Annotated in this window: 16 protein-coding genes; 7 read left to right on the top strand and 9 right to left on the bottom strand. The window is 72.9% G+C overall.

Annotation, left to right across the window (positions count from 1 at the left end; genetic code table 11):
* Positions 1-77 precede the first annotated feature (77 nt).
* The gene (locus ABT118_RS04810) at positions 78-1,094 is read right to left on the bottom strand and encodes a glycosyltransferase family 2 protein (protein WP_350644884.1); all 1,017 of its coding nucleotides are present in this window, start codon (positions 1,092-1,094) and stop codon (positions 78-80) included.
* A gap of 181 nt (positions 1,095-1,275) precedes the next feature.
* On the opposite strand from ABT118_RS04810, the gene ABT118_RS04805 reads away from it, so the two are divergent.
* The 3 genes from ABT118_RS04805 (at position 1,276) to ABT118_RS04795 (ending at position 9,029) form a co-directional block, all read left to right on the top strand.
* Positions 1,276-4,839, top strand: coding sequence for a bifunctional glycosyltransferase/CDP-glycerol:glycerophosphate glycerophosphotransferase (locus tag ABT118_RS04805; RefSeq protein ID WP_350644883.1), 3,564 nt, complete (start codon positions 1,276-1,278; stop codon positions 4,837-4,839).
* Between the two features lie 235 nt (positions 4,840-5,074).
* Positions 5,075-7,558: a CDP-glycerol glycerophosphotransferase family protein gene (locus ABT118_RS04800; RefSeq protein ID WP_350644882.1), complete on the top strand. Its 2,484-nt coding sequence runs from the start codon at positions 5,075-5,077 to the stop codon at positions 7,556-7,558.
* 4 nt (positions 7,559-7,562) lie between these two features.
* The gene (locus tag ABT118_RS04795) at positions 7,563-9,029 is read left to right on the top strand and encodes a hypothetical protein (RefSeq protein WP_350644881.1); all 1,467 of its coding nucleotides are present in this window, start codon (positions 7,563-7,565) and stop codon (positions 9,027-9,029) included.
* On the opposite strand, the gene ABT118_RS04790 is transcribed toward ABT118_RS04795, so the two are convergent.
* The 6 genes from ABT118_RS04790 to ABT118_RS04765 form a co-directional block, all read right to left on the bottom strand.
* Positions 9,008-9,568, bottom strand: a complete 561-nt coding sequence (locus ABT118_RS04790; protein WP_350644880.1) for a 2'-5' RNA ligase family protein — start codon at positions 9,566-9,568, stop codon at positions 9,008-9,010. The two genes, ABT118_RS04795 and ABT118_RS04790, sit on opposite strands and share 22 nt — an antisense overlap.
* 7 nt (positions 9,569-9,575) lie before the next feature.
* On the bottom strand, positions 9,576-10,613 hold the full coding sequence (gene trpS, locus ABT118_RS04785) for a tryptophan--tRNA ligase (RefSeq protein ID WP_350644879.1): 1,038 nt from the start codon (positions 10,611-10,613) through the stop codon (positions 9,576-9,578).
* Positions 10,614-10,643: 30 nt separating this feature from the next.
* Positions 10,644-11,525: a hemolysin family protein gene (locus ABT118_RS04780; RefSeq protein ID WP_350644878.1), complete on the bottom strand. Its 882-nt coding sequence runs from the start codon at positions 11,523-11,525 to the stop codon at positions 10,644-10,646.
* Between the two features lie 75 nt (positions 11,526-11,600).
* Entirely contained in the window at positions 11,601-12,590 is a 990-nt protein-coding gene (locus tag ABT118_RS04775) for a malate dehydrogenase (protein ID WP_350644877.1), read from the bottom strand.
* A gap of 216 nt (positions 12,591-12,806) precedes the next feature.
* Positions 12,807-13,217, bottom strand: coding sequence for a DUF3017 domain-containing protein (locus tag ABT118_RS04770; protein ID WP_350644876.1), 411 nt, complete (start codon positions 13,215-13,217; stop codon positions 12,807-12,809).
* A gap of 5 nt (positions 13,218-13,222) precedes the next feature.
* A complete protein-coding gene (locus tag ABT118_RS04765; RefSeq protein ID WP_350644875.1) occupies positions 13,223-14,080 on the bottom strand; it encodes a bifunctional methylenetetrahydrofolate dehydrogenase/methenyltetrahydrofolate cyclohydrolase in 858 nt (285 codons plus the stop codon).
* A gap of 208 nt (positions 14,081-14,288) precedes the next feature.
* Between ABT118_RS04765 and ABT118_RS04760 the strand changes: the two genes are divergently transcribed.
* The 3 genes from ABT118_RS04760 to ABT118_RS04750 all read left to right on the top strand — a co-directional run bounded on the left by ABT118_RS04760 (position 14,289) and on the right by ABT118_RS04750 (position 15,942).
* Positions 14,289-14,675 carry a hypothetical protein gene (locus tag ABT118_RS04760; protein WP_350644874.1) on the top strand — a complete coding sequence of 129 codons (387 nt, stop codon included), beginning with the start codon at positions 14,289-14,291 and terminating at the stop codon, positions 14,673-14,675.
* The gene (locus tag ABT118_RS04755; protein WP_350644873.1) at positions 14,672-15,085 is read left to right on the top strand and encodes a DUF2752 domain-containing protein; all 414 of its coding nucleotides are present in this window, start codon (positions 14,672-14,674) and stop codon (positions 15,083-15,085) included. The genes ABT118_RS04760 and ABT118_RS04755 overlap by 4 nt, the downstream gene beginning before the upstream one ends.
* 143 nt (positions 15,086-15,228) lie before the next feature.
* Positions 15,229-15,942 carry an RDD family protein gene (locus ABT118_RS04750; RefSeq protein WP_350644872.1) on the top strand — a complete coding sequence of 238 codons (714 nt, stop codon included), beginning with the start codon at positions 15,229-15,231 and terminating at the stop codon, positions 15,940-15,942.
* Positions 15,943-16,030: 88 nt separating this feature from the next.
* Here the strand turns inward: ABT118_RS04750 and purH are convergent, their stop codons facing one another.
* Positions 16,031-17,611, bottom strand: a complete 1,581-nt coding sequence (gene purH / locus ABT118_RS04745; protein WP_350644871.1) for a bifunctional phosphoribosylaminoimidazolecarboxamide formyltransferase/IMP cyclohydrolase — start codon at positions 17,609-17,611, stop codon at positions 16,031-16,033.
* A complete protein-coding gene (gene purN / locus ABT118_RS04740; RefSeq protein ID WP_350644870.1) occupies positions 17,608-18,282 on the bottom strand; it encodes a phosphoribosylglycinamide formyltransferase in 675 nt (224 codons plus the stop codon). Before purN ends, purH begins: the two co-directional genes overlap by 4 nt.
* Positions 18,283-18,586: 304 nt before the next feature.
* Here purN and ABT118_RS04735 point away from each other — a divergent pair, with 304 nt between their 5' ends.
* The gene (locus ABT118_RS04735) at positions 18,587-19,243 is read left to right on the top strand and encodes a hypothetical protein (protein ID WP_350644869.1); all 657 of its coding nucleotides are present in this window, start codon (positions 18,587-18,589) and stop codon (positions 19,241-19,243) included.
* Positions 19,244-19,248 lie beyond the last annotated feature (5 nt).

The raw sequence follows: 19,248 nt of genomic DNA, 5'->3' as shown, positions 1-19,248 counted from the left end.
ACTGCAACCGGCGTAACGAGGCCCTCCCGGTCAGGTCACCGGGAGGGCCGCCGCTTCCACCGAACGGGGTGCCGCGCCTACCGGGTGCCGGGGACCAGCCGGGCCGCGGCCGTGCGGCCGCGGGCCAGCACGCGGACCCCCTGGTACGTCAGGTAGCGGCCGCGGCTGAGGAGTTCGGTCCTGACCCCCTCCGCACCGGGGGCCGGCCGGTAGCCGGCCGGGCGGAGCCGGGCGCAGTGCTCGGCGGCGCGCCGGAAGTACTCGCGGCGGTCGCCCGGCGGGATCCGGCCAGGCCGGGAGACCACGGTGTCGAGGTGGTGCACCATCCGCCCGTAGACCACCGGGCGCCAGCGGGCCAGGTCGGGGCGGCCGTCCAGGAAGGCGAACACCCGGTCGTACTGGTCGAAGACGTCGAAGTGCCGCCGGCTCGCGGTGGCGAGGATGTTGCCGCCCTGCCTGCGCTGGCGGTAGTGCACGCCGACCAGGTCGAGCAGGGTGATCCGGCCGGCGGCCAGCAGCGCCGGGAAGGTCCAGGGGGTGTCCTCGTAGTACCCGGCCGGGAAGGACAGGCCCTGCTCGTCCAGGTAGCCGCGGCGGTAGGCCTTGTTCCAGACCACCATCAGCAGGTCGAGCAGGTCGGGCCGCCCGTCCAGGTCGAACACCTCGGGGCCGGGACGGGAGAAGACCCCAGCGGAGGCGGAGCGGACCACCCGGCCGTCCCAGTAGGTGCGGGCGTAGTCGTAGACCAGGACGTCCGGGTCCGCGGCCGACCGCAGCCGGGCGTCGACGGCCGCCAGCAGGCCCGGGGTCAGCGTGTCGTCGCTGTCCAGGAAGACCACGTAGTCGCCGGTGGCGACCGCCAGGCCGGCGTTCCTGGCCCGGCCGAGGCCGACGTTGGCGGGGAGGTGGAGCACCCGGACCCGCCCGTCCTGCCGGGCCGCCGCGTCCAGCAGCGCGCCGCAGCCGTCGGGCGAGCGGTCGTCAACCGCGATCAGCTCGAAGTCCGCGCACGACTGGGTGAGCACCGAGTCGAGGCACTCGGCCAGGTACTCCTCGACCTGGTACACCGGGACGATCACACTGAAGCGGGGCATTTGCGGATCATTGTAGGGGGCACCGGACCGGCCCGTTTCCCCTCCGCGCGGTCCCCCGACGGGCCGCGCCGCCCCGGGTCGGGGCCCGTCCGGACGGTAGGATCGACGGAGACCTGTATCCGGATCGAAGCAGACCGGGCACAGCCGGTCGTACGTCCCCGATGAAAGGCCCGCGCAGCCGATGGCCCCCCGTCTCTCCGTCGTCGTACCGATCTACAACGTCGAGCGCTACCTCGAGGAGTGCCTGGACTCCATCGCCGCCCAGACGTTCGGCGACCTCGAGTGCGTGATGGTCGACGACGGCTCCAAGGACGGCAGCGCGGCGATCGCCGAGGCCTATGCCGCCAAGGACTCGCGTTTCCGTCTCGTCCGCCAGGTGAACCAGGGCCTCGGTGCGGCCCGCAACACCGGCTACCGGCACATCGACCCGGACACCGAGTTCCTGAACTTCGTCGACAGTGACGACACCCTGCCGCCCAGCGCGTACGAGCTGATGATCGGCACGCTGGAGGAGACCGGCTCGGACTTCGTCACCGGCAACGTGCTGCGCTTCCGGGCGGTGGGCTACTACCCGTCCGGCGGCCACCGGAAGCCGTTCGCCGAGACCAGGCTGAAGACCCACGTCACCGAGCTCCCCAGCCTGGTCACCGACCGGACCGCCTGGAACAAGGTCTACCGCCGCTCCTTCTTCGACGCGGCCGGCGTGCTCTACCCCGAGGGCATCCTGTACGAGGACGCCCCGGTCAGCGTGCCGCACCACTACCTGGCGAAGAGCGTCGACGTGCTCTCCGAGCCGATCTACCACTGGCGCGAGCGCGAGGTCGGCGAGATGTCGATCACTCAGATGCGCACCAACCCCAAGGGGTTGATCGACCGGGTCAAGTCGATGGAGCTGGTCCGGGCCTGGATGCTGGCCCGCCCCGAGCCGAAGTTCAAGGAGTACCTGCGCTCCTACGACGAGAACAACCTCGTCGAGGAGATCCCGATGTTCTTCTGGTCCGTGCTGGAGGGCGACCAGGACTACCGGGAGGCCTACCAGGAGAACGTCAGCCGGCTGCTCCGGGCGATCGGCCCCGAGCAGGTCCGCAGGCTGCGCGCGCCGCTGCGGCTGAAGTACCACCTGACGCTGCAGAACCGGATGTCCGAGTTCGTCGACCAGATGGAGTTCGAGAAGGACAGCAACGGCGCCGCCCCGGCCCGCGGCCTGCTCCGCCCGTACGCCGACTACCCGTTCCTGCGCGGCGGCCGCAAGAGCGTGCCCGCCGACGTGCTGCGGCTGGACAACGCGCTGGTCATGCGCAGCCGGCTGTACGAGACGGCGTGGGAGGACGGGAAGCTCCGGATCACCGGGCACGCCTTCCCCGAGCACCTGGGCGCCGAGAACCGGCACGACATGGTCAAGGTGCTGGTGCTGCGCGAGGCCAAGGGCCGCCGGGTGCTGGCCGTGCAGACCAAGGCGATGTACAGCCCGGAGGCCACCGCCTCCTCGCCGCACGACCTCTACAACTGCGACTGGGCCGGCTTCTCCGCCGTCATCGACCCCAAGCGGCTCAAGCACCGGGGCGAGTGGCGGGACGGCTCCTGGCGGGTGCTGATCGCCGGCGTCGGCAAGGGCGGCATCTACAAGGGCCGGATCTCCGGCGGCTGGAGCGACACCGCCGAGTACCCGCCGGTGCAGTGGGTCGAGGACGACGTCCGGATCGTGCCCTGGCTCAAGGAGAACCACGTCTACCTGCGGGTGGAGCGGGTCAGGGCCCGGGCCCTGACGGTCGCCGCGGCGCGCGGCGAGGTCACCGTGACCGGGAACGTCGGCTCCGGCGCGGACCTGGCCGGGGTGCAGCTGCGCCTGGTGCACGCCGAGTCCGACCGCGAGCTGCTCTTCCCGGTCGAGCTGGGTACGCCGGCCGGCCGCCAGGTCCCGTTCACCGCGAGCTTCCCGATCGCCGGGCTGACCGCCGTCCGCGAGGCCTGGGACGCGCTCGACCCGGCCGCCGAGGAGCGGTCGCGCGACCGCTGGGCCACCGAGCTGCTGCTCGCCGACGGCACCGCCATGCCGGTGGTGATAGACGACAGCCGGGCACCCGAGCAGATCGACGTGCCGATCCTGGACAACACCCGGGCGCTCTTCTCCAAGCCGTCCCCGAGCGGGTACCTGCAGTTCACCGACCAGGTGCTGCAGCCGGTGGTGGACAGCATCGTCCGGTCCAAGGACGCCGAGGGCTTCCTGCTCAGCGGCAGCTTCCCGCTGCCCGGCCACCACCTCTACGAGCTGGTGGTCCGGCACAACTGGCGGGAGGAGGAGCACCGCTACCCGGTCGAGATCACCGACGGCCGGTTCCGGGCCGCGCTGCCCGCCGTCCCGACCGCCTCCTTCGCCGGGAACGTGCCGCTGCACCGGGGCACCTGGGACGTCGAGTTCCGCCCGGTCGGGGCCGAGCCCGGCAGCCTGTGGCCGAACGTGCTGCTGGCCTCCTCCTGCCACGGCGAACTGCCGCTGGAGATCCAGGCCCGCGGCCGCCGGGTGGTGCTGGAGCGCCGCATCTACGACAGCCTCTCGCTGGAGTCGCACGCGGACCTGCTGCCGGAGGAGCGCAGCGGCTACCGCCAGCGCCAGCTCCGCAACGGCTTCGCCGAGGCGCAGCAGCGCCCGCTGACCGACACCGTGCTCTACGACACCGCGCTCTACGAAACCGCGCTCGGCGGCCAGTACGCGGGCTCGCCGCGCGCCGTGCACGAGGAGCTGGTCCGCCGCAGCGCCTCGCTGCGGCACGTCTGGACCAGCAGCGACATGCAGGCCGACCTGCCGCGCAGCGCCGAGGCGGTCCGGCACCGGAGCCCGGAGTGGTACGAGCACCTGGCCACCGCCAAGTACATCGTGACCAGCACCCACCTGCCCGACTTCTTCGTCCGCCGTCCCGGCCAGGTGGTCCTGCAGACCTGGCACGGCACCCCGCTGAAGCGGATCGGCCACGACTTCGAGAAGGTCTGGTTCACCGACTCCGAGTACCTCAAGCTGCTGGACCGGGAGGTCCCGCAGTGGAGCCACCTGGTCTCCGGCAACACCTTCTCCACCGCCGTGCTTCGGCGGGCGTTCCGGTACCAGGGCGAGATCCTGGAGTCCGGCTACCCGCGCAACGACGTGCTGTTCGCCGCCGACCGGGAGAAGACCGCCGAGCAGGTCCGCGAGCGGCTCGGCCTGCCCGAGGGCAAGAAGGTGGTGCTGTACGCGCCGACCTTCCGCGAGGACCGGCGCCGGCCGCAGGGCGGCTACCAGCTCGACCTGCGGATCGACCTGGCGGCGGCACAGGCCGCGCTCGGTCCGGACCAGGTCCTGCTGGTCCGGGCGCACGAGCTGATGTGCGGTCAGGTCCCGAGCGCCGGCAACGGCTACGTCTGGGACGTCGGCACCTACCCCGACATGGCCGATCTGCTGCTGGTCGCGGACGTGCTGGTGACGGACTACTCCTCGGCGATGTTCGACTTCGCGAACACCGGCAAGCCGATCCTGTTCTTCACCTACGACCTGGAGCACTACCGGGACAACCTGCGCGGCTTCAGCCTCGACTTCGAGGCGGACGCGCCGGGCCCGCTGCTGGAGACCTCGGCCGAGCTGGTCGAGGCCCTCGGCCGGGTCGACGCGGTGGCCGCGGAGCACGCCGACGCGTACGCGGTGTTCCGGCAGAAGTACTGCGACCTGGACGACGGCCAGGCCTCGGCCCGGGTGGTCGACGCACTGCTCGGTTGACCCCGCCCGAACCGGCGTCCGACCCGTTTCGGACGCCGGTTCGGCTGCGGCCACCCGGGCGGGTTGTCCCGGGGCGTTCCGGGCGGTACCGGTTGATCTCCGGCGCTATCGGGTATGTGATGGCGCTCACAGTCCGTGCCGGGTGTGTCACCTCCGGTCCGCGGTGCCTTCCCCCACGGCTCGGCCGGACTGTCGGCCGCCGCGCGGCCGACCGCCGCCCAGGAAGTCGCCCGCCATGTCCGCTGCCCTCACCCGCCCCGCCCTGCCCGCCCCCCGGCTGCCGGACCGGCCGGCCCCCGCGCTCGCCCTCGGCCTCCGGTCCGCCCGGTGGACCGGCGGCCGGCTGGAGCTGACCGGCTTCGCCCGCCGGGCCGACCGGGGCAGCGGGAAGGTCCGCAGCTCCTTCACCGTGCTGGAGCTGACCCGGCCCGGCCACCGCCCGATCCGCCTCCGCACCCGGCCGCTGCGGCTGCCCGAGGTGACCGAGGACAGCGCCCAGAGCGACCTCAACCACGACTGGGCCGCCTTCACCGTCACGGTCGACCCGGAGCGGCTGCGGGAGCACGACGCCTGGCCGGACGCCGAGTGGGAGGTCGGGGCCGCGCTGCTGCAGGGGCTGCGGCCGACCGGCCTGCGGCGCGAGCACGGGCCGCTCGGGCCGTACTGGTGCGGCTCGGGCGAGTACCCGCCGGCGCACTGGGTGGCCCCGAACGTCCGGGTGCTGCTGCACTTCACCGAGGAGCGGCTGCGGCTGAAGGTCCACCGGGTGTGGAGCCGGATCACCGCGCTCCGCCCGGTCGACGGCGGCCTGGAGCTGGCCGGCTGGGCCCACGACGTCCCGGCGGGCACCGTCTTCCGGCTGCGGCACGGGACCACCGGCGCAGAGAGCCGGCACCCGGTGGCCGCCACCGGCCGGGAGTTCACCGCCCGGCTGCCGTTCGAGGCCTTCGCCCCCGGGAGCGCGACCGGGGACGGGCAGTGGAACGGCGAACTGCTCAGACCGGACGGCTCCACCGAGCGGCCGGTCCTCGACGAACGGCCGCAGCCCGGCGGCGTGGTACTCCCCCGACCGGCCGGCGGCGCCCTGATGGTCCGTCAACTGGCGGACGGCTACCCGCAGTTCTGCGTCCAGCCGGGCGCCGTACTGATCGACCGGATCACCCCGGGCCAGGACGGCTTCCGGCTCCGGGCCCAGACCGTGCTGCCCGGCCCGGGCCCCTGGGAGCTGGTGCTCCGGCACTGCAACGGCAGCGTCGAGCTCCGGACGGCGGTCCGGCCCGGAGCCCCGGCCGAACTCCTGGTGCCGATCGCCACCACCGCCCCCGACCTCAGCCTGCGCCCGCTCCGGCAGGGCATCTGGGAGCTCCGGCTGCGTCCGGCCGGCCGGGCCGACGCCGAGCAGCCGCTGCTGCTCACCCAGCACGCCCTGGCCCAACTCCCCTGCGCGGTACGGCTCGGGGCCACCTCGGGCTTCGTGGCCGGCGGCGCCAAGCAGGCCGTGCTGCAGAGCCGCTGGCACAACACCCTGATCCTGGACTCCACCCCGGTGCTGGCCCCCGCCGAGCGCAGCCGCTGGGCCCAGCAGCGCCTGCGCGGGGTCGGCTACCCCGCCGCCCGCCGCCGGCCGCTCCGCCCCGCCGTGCTCTACGACGTGTTCGGCGGGCGTGGCTACGCCGACTCGCCCCGCGCCGTGCACGCCGAACTGGTCCGGCGCGGTGCGCCGTTGGAGCACCTCTGGACGGTGGGCGACGCCCAGGCGGTGGTGCCCGCCGGGGTACGTCCGGTCCGCACCCACAGCCCCGAGTGGTACGAGGCGCTGGCCACCTCGCGTTACCTGGTCGGCAACACCCACTTCCCGGACTTCCTCACCCGCCGCCCCGGCCAGGTGGTGCTGCAGACCTGGCACGGCTCGCTGCTGAAGCGGATCGCCCACGACGTGGAGCACCGCTGGCTGACCGACAGCGGCTACCTGGCCGCGCTGGACCGGGAGGTCCCGCAGTGGAGCCTGCTGGTCTCCCCCAGCGCGTTCGCCACCCCGATCCTGCGCCGCGCCTTCCGCTACACCGGGGAGATCCTGGAGTCCGGCTACCCCCGCAACGACCTGCTGGCCGGCCCGGCCGACGCCTCGGCGGTCCGGCGCCGGCTCGGCATCCCCGCGGGCAAGCGGATCGTCCTGTACGCCCCCACCTGGCGCGAGGACCAGCAGCGCTCCGACGGCGACGGCTACCGGCTCGGCCTCCGGCTCGACCTGGCCGCCGCCAGGGCCGCGCTGGCCGAGGACCACGTCCTGCTGGTCCGCCCGCACTCGCACGTGGCCGAGCCGCTGCCCGGCGCGGGCGACGGCTTCCTGCTGGACGTCGGCGACTACCCCGACGTCCAGGAACTCCTGCTGGCCGCCGACGTCCTGGTCACCGACTACTCCTCGATCATGTTCGACTTCGCCATCACCGGCCGTCCGATCCTGTTCTTCACCTACGACCTGGAGCACTACCGGGACACCCTGCGCGGCTTCTACTTCGACTTCGAGGCCGAGGCCCCGGGGCCGCTGCTCCCCAGCTCGGCCGAACTCCTGGCCGCCCTGCGCTCGCTGACCACCGGCACCGCCCTGACCGACCGGCACGCGGCCGCCTACCGGCGGTTCCGCGCCACCCACTGCCGACTGGACGACGGCCGGGCCGCCGCCCGGGTGGTCGACCGCCTGCTCGAACTGGGGAGCTGACCCGGTGACCGCCACCCTCACCCCGCCCCGCCTTCCGTCCGCGTCCGCCCCGGCCTCCGCCCCGGCCGGCGGGCTGCGGCTCCCGCTGCTGGTCGGCGGCGCGGTCCAGGCCGTACTGCTGCTCTGGTGGGCGTCCTTCTACCCGGGGCTGACCAGCTACGACTCGGCGGTCTACGTCCAGGAGGTGACCGGGGGCGGGGCCTGGCACTCGGACCACTCGGTGCTCTACAACGCCCTGGTCTGGCTGGCCCTGCGGCTGCCCGGCCGCCTCGCGGCGCTGACGCTGGCCCAGACCGTGCTGGCCTCGGCCACCCTGGCCTACACCTGCGTGGCGATGCGGGCCCTGGGCTGCCGCGGCCGGTGGACGGCGCCGATCGCGGTGCTGCTCGCGGCGACCGCGCCGGTCGGGGCCTTCACCGTCTTCATCTGGAAGGACGTCCCGTTCACCCTCTGCTCGGTGCTGGTCTTCGCCGCGTCCGCGCGGCTGCTCGCCCGCCGGGCCGGGCGGGCGGACTGGTGGGTGCTCGGCGCGGCCCTGCTGGGACTCGGCCTGTTCCGCAACAACGGCCTCGGGGTCGCCCTGGTGGCCGGCCTGGTGCTGACCGCGGCCCTGACCGGGCGCCGGCTCCGGGTGGCCCTGCTCACCCTGGCCGCCGTCGCGGTCTCGCTGCTCGGCCAGCTGGTGCTCTACCCGGCGCTCGGGATCACGCCGCCCTCGGTCAGCTCGGTCAACTCGCTCAACTACCACGACCTCGCGGTGGCGTACGCGGCCCAGCCGGGGCTGTACACCCCGGCCGACACCGCCGTGCTGGCCCAGGTGGCCCCGCTGGAGCAGTGGGCCCGGGGCGGCGCCAACTGCTACGTCTCGGACCAGCTGGTGCTCGCCGCCGGCTTCGACCGGGCCGCCGCCGAACGGGTCAACGACCGGCTGCTGGAGCTCTGGCTGCGCACCCTGGCGCAGCGGCCCGACCTGGTGCTGAACGCCCGGATCTGCCGGGGCCACATCGCCTGGTCCCCGTTCCCCGGCCCGCCGGAGAAGATGGCGCACACCTGGATCGCCGCGCCGCCGCCCGCCCCGGCCGACCTGTACGGCGTGGCCGCCCCGGGCACCCCGCTCGCGGCCAACCCCTACCGGCAGGCGCTGTACAGCCACCCGCTGCTGCCGCTGCTCCGCCCGGTGGCCGCGTTCTGGTACAACACCTTCCGGGTCCCGCAGCTGAACTGGCTCTGCTACCGGGGCGCCACCTGGTGCTACCTGGGCTACGCGGCGATCGCGTGGTACGGGAGGCGGCGGCGGATGCCCGCCGCGTACGCCCTCGCGGGAGTGCTGATCGGCTTCCAGCTCAGCGTCCTGGTGGCCAATCCGGCCCCGCTGTACCGCTACCTGGTGGGGCCGCTGTTCATCGCACCGTTCTGTCTCGCCCTGATCCCGGCCGTGCGGCGGCCGGATCAGCCGGTGCCGAAGGCGTAGCTGCGGCAGGGCCGCCAGACCTCGTCCGCGCCGAACCGGGAGAGGGCGAAGCCGGGCACCGGAAAGGCCGCGTGGAAGTTCCTGGCCTGGGCGTGCGCCCGGTCCAGCACGTCCTCGGGCAGGCCGTGCGCGACGGTCACGTGCGGGTGGTACGGGAAGGCCAGCTCGCGGGCGAGCGGTCCGGAGCGGACGGCGGCCTCCAGCGCGCGGCACTCCTGGGCACCCTCCTCGACCCGGACGAAGACCACCGGGGAGACCGGCCGGAAGGTGCCGCTGCCCTGCAGCAGCATCCGGAACGGGAGGTGCGCGGCGGCCACCTCGCGCAGGTGGGCCTCGACCGCGGGCAGCCGGTCGAGCGGGAGCTCGGTCGGCGGCAGCAGGGTGACGTGGGTGGGTATCGAGCGGGCCATCGGGTCACCGTGCCCGGCCCGGGCGTCCTGGATCGCGGAGCCGAAGGGCTCCGGGACGTGTATGGACACGCCGATGGTGACGGCCTCGGGGAGGCCGTCACCGACGGGGGCGGGCACGGTGCTCGACATCAGGGCTTCAGCGCTTCGGGGGCAGGAAGCCGATGCGGTCGTACACGGTGGCCAGCGTCTCGGAGGCGACCGCGCGGGCCTTCTCCGCGCCGAGGCCGAGCACCCGGTCCAGCTCCGCCGGGTCGTCCAGGTAGGCCTTGGTGCGCTGCTGGAACGGGCCGACCCAGTCGGTGAACAGCTCGGCCAGCTCGGTCTTCAGCGCGCCGTACATCTTGCCGTCGAAGTGCTCGACCAGCTGGTCGATCGACTGCCCGCTGAGCGCGGAGTGGATCCGCAGCAGGTTGGAGACGCCGGCCTTCTTCTCCTCGTCGTAGGAGACCACGGTGTCGGTGTCGGTGACGGCGCTCTTGAACTTCTTGGCGCTGACCTTGGCGTCGTCCAGCAGGTTCACCAGGCCCTTGGGCGAGGCGGCCGACTTGCTCATCTTGGCGGTCGGGTCCTGGAGGTCCAGGATCTTGGCCGTCTCCTTGAGGATGTACGGCTTCGGCATGGTGAAGGTGGGCGCGTAGCGGGTGTTGAAGCGCTCCGCGAGGTCGCGGGTGAGCTCCAGGTGCTGGCGCTGGTCCTCCCCGACCGGGACGGCGTCGGCCTGGTAGAGCAGGATGTCGGCGATCTGCAGGACCGGGTAGGTGAACAGGCCGACCGTGGTGCCCTCGGCGCCCTGCTTGCTGGACTTGTCCTTGAACTGGGTCATCCGGCTGGCCTCGCCGAAGCCGGTCAGGCAGTTCATGATCCAGCCGAGCTGGGCGTGCTCGGGCACGTGCGACTGGATGAAGAGGGTGCAGCGCTCCGGGTCCAGGCCGGCGCCGAGCAGCTGGGCGGCGGAGATCCGGGTGTTCTCCCGGAGCACCGCCGGGTCCTGCGGCACGGTGATCGCGTGCAGGTCGACCACCATGTAGAAGGCGTCGTTGGCCTCCTGCAGGTCCACCCACTGGCGCACCGCGCCGAGGTAGTTGCCGAGGTGGAAGGAGCCCGACGTGGGCTGGATGCCGGAGAGGACCCGGGGGCGGTCCTTGACCGGACCAGTGATCGCTGCGTTGACCATGGTGGCCATTGTTCCAGCTTCACCGACCGCTCAGGAAACATCAGCCCCTGGAGGATCCGCCAGTGTGACCGCACTCACCCGGATCCGTTCGATCCGGCGGCCGTCCAGTTTGGCCACCGCGAGCCGCAGTCCCTGCTCCGTGGCCACCTGGTCGCCGGTGCTCGGGAGCTTTCCCAGCTCGCTGACCAGGTAGCCGGCCACGGTCTCGTAGGGGCCCTCCGGAAGGGTGACGCCGGTCTCCTCGGCGAAGTCGGCCAGGTTGAGCAGCCCGTCCAGCTCCATCCCGCCGCCGGCCAGCCGACGGGTCGCGGTGGTGTCCTGGGCGTCGTACTCGTCCCGGATCTCGCCGATCACCTCCTCGACCAGGTCCTCCAGGGTGACGATGCCGGCCGTGCCGCCGTACTCGTCCACCACGATCGCCAGGTGGTGGCCCTCCCGGCGCATCTCGCCCATCGCCGCCAGCACCCGTTTGGTGGCCGGCAGCAGCTTCACCGGCCGGGCCAGCTCCCGGACCCGCAGCGCGTGCTCGCCGCGCGCGCCGTACAGGTCGCGGACGTGCACGAAGCCCGCCACCGCGTCGTAGGAGCCCTCCACCACCGGGTAGCGGGAGTGCGGCGAGCGGCTGGTCTCGGTGCGCACCTCGGCCAGCGGGCGGTCGGCGTCCAGGAAGGTGACCTCGGTCCGCGGCACCATCACCTCGCGCAGCTGGCGCTCCCCCGCCGAGAACACATCGGCGATCAACTCCCGCTCATCGTGCCCGAGTTCGGTGTTGGCGGCGACCAGGCCGCGGAGCTCCTCGGAGCTGATCCCGGGCTCCTCGCGGAGCCCTCGGGCGTACCCGGCCAGCCGGCCCAGCGGGCGGAGCAGTTCGGCCAGCACAGCGGTGAGCAGCAGGAGCAGGGCGAGGGTCACGGGGGGTCAGTGTACGGCGACGGCCGGGCCGCCCCCACTGGGGCGGCCCGGCCGTGTCGGCAGGTTGACCCGGACTCAGATGAGGCCGAGCTCCTTGACCGCGTCGCGCTCCTCGACCAGCTCGGCCACCGAGGCGTCGATCCGGGCGCGGGAGAAGTCGCTGATCTCCAGGCCCTGGACGATCTCGAACTTGCCGTCCTTGGTGGTGACCGGGAAGGAGGAGATGATGCCCTCCTCGACGCCGTACGAGCCGTCGGAGACGATGCCCATCGAGGTCCAGTCGCCCTCGGCGGTGCCGTTCACCCAGGTGTGCACGTGGTCGATGGCGGCGTTCGCGGCCGAGGCGGCCGAGGAGGCGCCGCGGGCCTCGATGATGGCCGCGCCGCGCTTGGCGACGGTCGGGATGAAGGTCTCGGCCAGCCACTGCTCGTCGTTGACGGCCTCGGCGGCGTTCTTGCCGTTGACCAGCGCGTGGAAGATGTCCGGGTACTGGGTGGCCGAGTGGTTGCCCCAGATGGTGAGCCGCTGGATGTCGTTGACGGTGACGCCGAGCTTCTTGGCGAGCTGGGCGACCGCGCGGTTGTGGTCCAGGCGGGTCATCGCGGTGAAGCGCTCGGCCGGCACGTCCGGGGCGTTGCGCTGGGCGATCAGGGCGTTGGTGTTGGCCGGGTTGCCGACCACCAGGACCTTGATGTCGTCCGCGGCGTGGTCGTTGATGGCCTTGCCCTGCGGGCCGAAGATGCCGCCGTTGGCCTGCAGCAGGTCGCCGCGCTCCATGCCCGCGGTGCGCGGACGGGCGCCGACCAGCAGGGCCACGTTGGCGCCGTCGAAGGCGACCGAGGGCTGGTCGGTGATGGTGATGTCGCGCAGCAGCGGGAACGCGCAGTCGTCGAGCTCCATCGCGGTGCCCTCGGCGGCCTTGAGACCCTGCGGGATCTCCAGCAGGCGCAGGTTCACCGGCACGTCCGCACCGAGCAGGTGGCCGGAGGCGATGCGGAAGAGCAGCGCGTAGCCGATCTGGCCGGCCGCGCCGGTGACGGTGACGTTGACGGGGGTGCGAGTCATTTTCTGTCTACTCCAGCGATCGCCAGCCACGCCCCACGCGCGCCCGACGCGCTGGAGCCGAGGACGGTCTCTCGACATCGAGAGATCCGGCGCCAGGTTATCGCAGCCCCGTGCTCCCGGGGGCCACCGGCCGTGGCTGATTCGTCACAACGGCGGCGGCCCCCGTCCGGCCGGAGCCGGGCGGGGGCCGCCGCCGTCGCCGGACGGGGGTGCCGGTCAGTGCCGCTGGCGGCCGATGAACTGGCCGATGTTGTCCAGCACCGAGAGCCGCAGCCACGGGTCGGGCTGGGCGATCAGGGTGAGCAGCACGATCGCCCCGCCGAGGAAGGCCAGCACGGTGACGTCGGTGAAGCGGCTGCGCACCGCCAGCATGCCGACCTCGGGCAGCACCAGCCGGAGCACCGCCCCGATCAGCACCGCCCCGCCGACCGTCAGCAGGCCGTACTTGAAGTCACCGAACCAGGTGATGCCGAGGCCGGCCGCGACCAGCCCCAGCACCATCGTTATCGGCCACTGCCGGACCGGCAGCGGGTGGCTGCGGTCCAGCGCCGCCGCCGAGCCCTCCGGCGGCAGCGTGCCGGTGGTCTTCACCGGCCGCCGGCGGGACCGGCCGGCCTTGGCCGTCACCGGCGTCAGCCGTTGGCGCGGCGCTCGGCCGCCACCACGATGTTGTTGAGCAGCATGGCGCGGGTCATCGGGCCCACGCCGCCCGGGTTCGGGGAGATCCAGCCGGCCACCTCGGCCACGGCGGGCTCCACGTCGCCCTGGATCTTGCCCTCGCCGTCGCGGCTGACGCCGACGTCCAGCACGGCGGCGCCGGGCTTGACGTCCTGGGCCTTGATCAGGTGGCCGACACCGGCGGCGGCCACGATGATGTCGGCCTGCCGCAGGTGCTTGGACAGGTCCCGGGTGCCGGTGTGGCAGAGCGTCACGGTGGCGTTCTCGGACCGGCGGGTGAGCAGCAGGCCGATCGACCGGCCGACCGTCACGCCGCGGCCGACCACGACCACCTCGGCGCCGTCCAGCTCGACCTTGTGCCGCCGGAGCAGCTCGACGATGCCGTACGGGGTGCAGGGCAGCGGGCCCTCGATGCCGAGCGCGAGCCGGCCGAGGGAGGTGGGGTGGAGGCCGTCGGCGTCCTTGTCCGGGTCCATCAGCTCCAGGACCGGGTTCTGGTCCAGGCCCTTGGGCAGCGGGAGCTGGACGATGTAACCGGTGCAGGTCGGGTCGGCGTTGAGCTCGCGGACGACGTCCTCGACCTGCTGCTGGGTGGCGGTGGCCGGGAGCTCGCGCTGGATCGAGGCGATGCCGACCTCGGCGCAGTCCTTGTGCTTGCCGTTGACGTACCAGCGGCTGCCCGGGTCGTCGCCGACCAGAACGGTGCCGAGGCCGGGGACGATGCCCCGCTCCTTGAGGGCCGCCACGCGGACGGCGAGTTCGGACTTGATCGCGGCCGCGGTGGCCTTGCCATCGAGAATCTGGGCAGTCATGGCGCCATTGTCCCGGATCGCGCCCGGTGCTCGGCACGTGCCACCCGGGTTGCGGTTGCGCCACAGTTCGGTCCGGGTCCTGACCGTCGCTGGACAGCGCGGGGGGCACCCGCCCACGATATGACCGGGACGACCATGCCCCGGTCGGCCGGTGACGGCCCGTCGGAGCAGCACGGGGGAGAACAGAGCTCGGGGGGACCGAAGAACAGTGAGCAATCCGTACCAACAGCCGCCGCCCGATCCGTACGGGTCGTACGGGCCGCCGCCGCAACCGGCACAGCCGCCGTACGCCGCGCCCCAGTACCAGCAGCCCGGGTACGGCTACCCGCAGCCGGTCCAGCCGGCCCCGGTGCCGAACAACCTGGCCGTCGCCTCGATGGTGCTGGGCTTCCTGAGCGTCCTGGTCTGCTTCTACGGCGCGCTGCTCGCGCCGGTCGGCCTGGGTCTCGGCGTGGCCGGCCTGGCCAGGGCGCAGCGCACCGGCGTCGGCCGGACCCAGGCGATCGGCGGCCTGGTGCTGTCCGTCCTCGGCCTGCTGATCGGTATCGCCGCAGTGGTCCTCTACGAGACGACCGCCGAGAACCACCTGCCGTGAAGCACGAGTTGACGGCTCGCTGGACGAGCACGGCCGGAACGCCACTGGGCGGCGCGCTGCGGATGGTGCTGCGCGGGGCCGGTGCGGCGGTGGTCGCGCTGACCGTCGCGGCACTGCACGACGTGCACGACCCCGGCGCGCTCTGCCCGTTGCGCCGGTTCACCGGCATGCCCTGCCCCGGCTGCGGGAGCACCACAGTCTTCATCGAGGCCGGCCACGGTGCGTTCGGCGCCGCGCTGCTGGCCAACCCGGTGACCGTGCTGGTCGGGCTCGGCCTGCTGGTCGCGCCGCTCGGACCGGGGCGCTGGTGGTGGCAACTGTCCAATCTGCACCGGAATGTCGTGATCGGCACTGCATTAACGGTGTCCTGGCTCTGGCAGTTGCACCGCTTCGGTGTCGTACTGCCCTGAGCCTGACGCTTTCTGACGACAACTGACCTTCGCGGTGTCACCGCGTTCCGCTAATGTCCCACCGGTCGGCACCTCAACTGCCTGTCCGTCCCAGGGTCTTCCTGCCCAGTCCCACCACCTCACCATCCTGCCCGGAGGCACTGATGAGCTACCCGCCCGACCCGAACAACCCGTACAACAAGCCCCCGCAGCCGCCGCAGGGCCCGCCGCAGGGTGCCCCCGGCTACGGCTACCCGCAGCAGGGCCCGCCGCAGGGCGCCCCGGGTTACGGCTACCCGCAGCAGGCCCCGCCGCCGCAGGGTGCCCCCGGCTACGGCTACCCGCAGCAGCCTCCGCAGGGCTACGGCATCCCGCCGCAGCAGGGCTACGGCCACGGCGGCCAGGTGCAGAACTTCTACGCGAGCTGGGGCTCCCGGGTCGCCGCCACGCTGGTCGACGGCCTGATCATCGGCATCCCGGCGAGCATCTTCTACGGCATCGGCTTCGCGGTCGGCTACGAGGCCCCGGTCTGCACCACCAGCCGCTACGCCGCCTCGGCCTGCACCGGCGGCGGCTTCTCCGGCGCCGGCCTGGCGCTGGCCGGCCTCGGCTGGCTGATCGGCGTGCTCGGCGGCTTCTGGCTGATCTACCAGGTCGGCAAGACCGGTCAGACCCCCGGCCGCAAGATGGTCAACATCCGGGTGGTCCGGGAGACCGACGGCCAGCCGATCGGCTTCGGCATGGCCTTCGTCCGCCAGCTCTGCCACATCGTCGACGAGTTGGTCTGCTGCCTCGGCTTCCTGTGGCCGCTCTGGGACGCCAAGAAGCAGACGCTCTCGGACAAGATCGTCGGCACCGTGGTCGTCAAGTCCAACTGACCGCACGGCAGATGCCCCGCACACCTGGTGGTGTGCGGGGCATCCGTCGTCACCGGGGCCGTCGCCGGCCGCGGTCACCGTGCACCGGTCAGTGGAAGAAGTGCCGGGTCCCGGTCAGGTACATCGTCACGCCGGCCGCCTTCGCCGCCGCGACCACCTCGTCGTCCCGGACCGAACCGCCCGGCTGCACCACGGCCTTGACGCCGCCGTCGAGCAGCACCTGGAGGCCGTCGGGGAACGGGAAGAACGCGTCCGAGGCGGCGTACGAGCCCTGGGCCCGCTCGCCGGCCCGCTCGACCGCGAGCTTGGCCGAGTCGACCCGGTTGACCTGGCCCATGCCGACGCCGACCGAGGCACCGCCCTTGGCCAGCAGGATGGCGTTGGACTTGACGGCCCGGCAGGCCCGCCAGGCGAAGGACAGCTCGGCCAGCTCGGCCTCGGAGAGCGCGTCACCGGTGGCCAGGGTCCAGGTCGACGGGTCGTCACCGGCCGCGTCCACCCGGTCGACCTGCTGCAGCAGTGCGCCGCCGGAGATCGGGCGGACCTCGACCCGGTTGGCCGGGGCCTCGGGGGCGCGCAGCACCCGGATGTTCTTCTTCCGGGCCAGCACCTCGACCGCGCCGTCCTCGAACGCCGGGGCCACCACGACCTCGGTGAAGATCTCGGCGATCTGCTCGGCCAGCTCGACGGTGACCGCGCGGTTCACCGCGATCACGCCGCCGAACGCGGAGAGCGGGTCACAGGCGTGCGCCTTGCGGTGCGCCTCGGCCACGTCCGCACCGGTGGCGATGCCGCACGGGTTGGCGTGCTTGATGATCGCGACGGCCGGGTCCGCGTGGTCGTACGCGGCCCGGCGGGCGGCGTCGGTGTCCACGTAGTTGTTGTACGACATCTCCTTGCCGTGCAGCTGCTCGGCGCCCGCCAGGCCACCGGTGCCGTCGGTGTAGAGCGCCGCCTGCTGGTGCGGGTTCTCGCCGTAGCGGAGCACGTTCTCGCGCTCGTAGGTGGCACCGAGGAAGGCCGGGAAGGCCTCGGTGTTCTCGGTGTAGCCGGAGCCCTCGAACCAGGAGGCGACCGCCACGTCGTACGCGGCGGTGTGCGCGAACGCCGCGCCGGCCAGCCGCTTGCGGGTGATCAGGTCGAAGCCGCCGCCCTGAACCGCCGTCAGCACGTCCGCGTAGCGGGCCGGGTCGACCACGACGGCGACCGACGGGTGGTTCTTGGCCGCCGCGCGGACCATCGACGGGCCGCCGATGTCGATCTGCTCGACGCACTCGTCCGGGGTGGCGCCGGAGGCGACCGTGGCGGTGAAGGGGTAGAGGTTCACCACCACCAGGTCGAAGGGCTCGATCTCCAGCTCGGCCAGCTGCGCGCGGTGCGACTCCAGCCGCAGGTCGGCCAGCACACCGGCGTGCACGCGCGGGTGCAGCGTCTTCACCCGCCCGTCCAGGCACTCCGGGAAGCCGGTCAGCTCGGAGACCTCGGTGACCGGGACCCCGGCGGCGGCGATCCGACCGGCGGTGGAGCCGGTGGAGACGATGGTGACCCCGGCGGCGTGCAGGCCCTGGGCCAGCTCCTCCAGACCGGTCTTGTCGTACACGCTGATCAGCGCGCGGCGGATCGGGCGGACATTTTCCGAGACGGGGGGCGTGGTGGAGCTGGCACTCATGCCGGAATCCATACCTTTCGGTCCTCGATGCGGTGACCCTCGCGAGCCAGTCGGCCCACGACGTCGACGAGCAACTGGCGCTCGACAGTCTTGATGCGCTCGTGCAGCGCGGCGCCGCCGTCGGCGTGGTCGGCCTCCTCGACGGCGACCACACCCTGGGCGATGATCGGACCGGTGTCCACACCGCCGTCCACCAGGTGGACGGTGCAGCCGGTCACCTTCACCCCGTACGCCAGTGCGTCGGCCACGCCGTGCGCGCCGGGGAAGGCGGGCAGCAGGGCGGGGTGGGTGTTGACGATCCGTCCGGCGAAGGCGGCGATGAACTCCGGGCCGAGGATCTTCATGAACCCGGCGGTGACCACCAGGTCGGGCCGGTACCCGGCGACCGAGGCGGTCAGCGCGGTGTCCCAGGCGGCGCGGTCGGCGTGGTCCTTGATCCGGTGCACGAAGGTCGGCAGCCCGGCCAGCTCGGCCCGTTCCAGTCCGGCGATGGCGTCCCGATCCGCACCCACGGCGACGATCTCCGCCCCGAAGGCCGGGTCCGCGACGGTGTCGATCAGGGCCTGCAGATTGGTGCCCGAGCCGGAGACCAGCACCACCAGCCGGGCCGGGCCCGGGGTACGCGGCGCAAAGACCTGGGTGTGAGCGGGCTGGGCGGAAGCGGCGGCCACTGCGGGACTCTCCGTACGTCTTGCGCCCGCTGGTACGTCCACCGTCGGTGGGGCCACTACGGGCGGCGCCAGGTCGAGTCGGGAGGCGGCGGGGCTGCTCCGAACTGCTGACCGTCACCACGATAACGGCTGGTCGGAGGGCTCCTGTCACCTGATGGCAACGCTACGCGCGTAGTTGAGGCGCGGGCCACACCGGAGCGCCCGGGGCGCCACGTACGGCGGGTTCGCCATACCCGTGTGACTCTCGTACACCCCTGCGGGATCATTGAGCAGGCCCGACCACCGACGAAGGATTGGCTGACCGATGAGCAGCGGAGACAACACCGGCGAGCGCAACCCCTTCGCGCCGCCGCCGGCGGATGCCCCCGACCAGCCCTGGCAGCCGCGTACCCCGCAGCAGCCGCCCGCCGACCAGCAGCCCGACGGCTCCGCCGACGGCACGTCAGGGGCACCGGGCGAGGGGGGCGACCGGCCGCAGGTGCCGCCGCCGCACCCGTGGAGCCCGGGCTACCAGGGCGGCTGGTCGCCGCAGCCGCCGCCCGCCGCCCCGAAGTTCGACCCGAACGACCCGGTCCAGCGCCGCTCGCGGTACGCGCTGAGCGCGGGCATGGGCGGCCTGTTCTGCGTGGTGCTCGGCATCCCGTACGTGGCGCTGCTGCTCGGTGCGCTGGCCGCGTACTGGGGGATCAGCGCGCTCCGCTCGCCCCGGCCGAACGCGGGCACCGGCACCGGCGGCTCGGCCCAGCCCGGCCCGCAGCCGGTCCGGCCGCAGACCCCGGCCGCGATCGGCGGGCTGGTCACCGGCGGGGTGACCGTCCTGTTCGTGCTCGCCTCGCTCGGCATCACGCTCTACTACCAGGACTACGTGACCTGCGTCAGCGAGGCCCTCACCACCCAGGCCCGGGACAGCTGCGACAACGCCCCGGACTTCCTGGTCAACCTGTACAGCCAGGACCGCTGACCGCC

Source organism: Kitasatospora sp. NPDC002040, assembly GCF_040296785.1.
Taxonomy (GTDB): Bacteria; Actinomycetota; Actinomycetes; order Streptomycetales; family Streptomycetaceae; genus Kitasatospora.
Note: the sequence above shows the minus strand (reverse complement) of the source record. Positions and strands in the feature narration are given on the sequence as shown.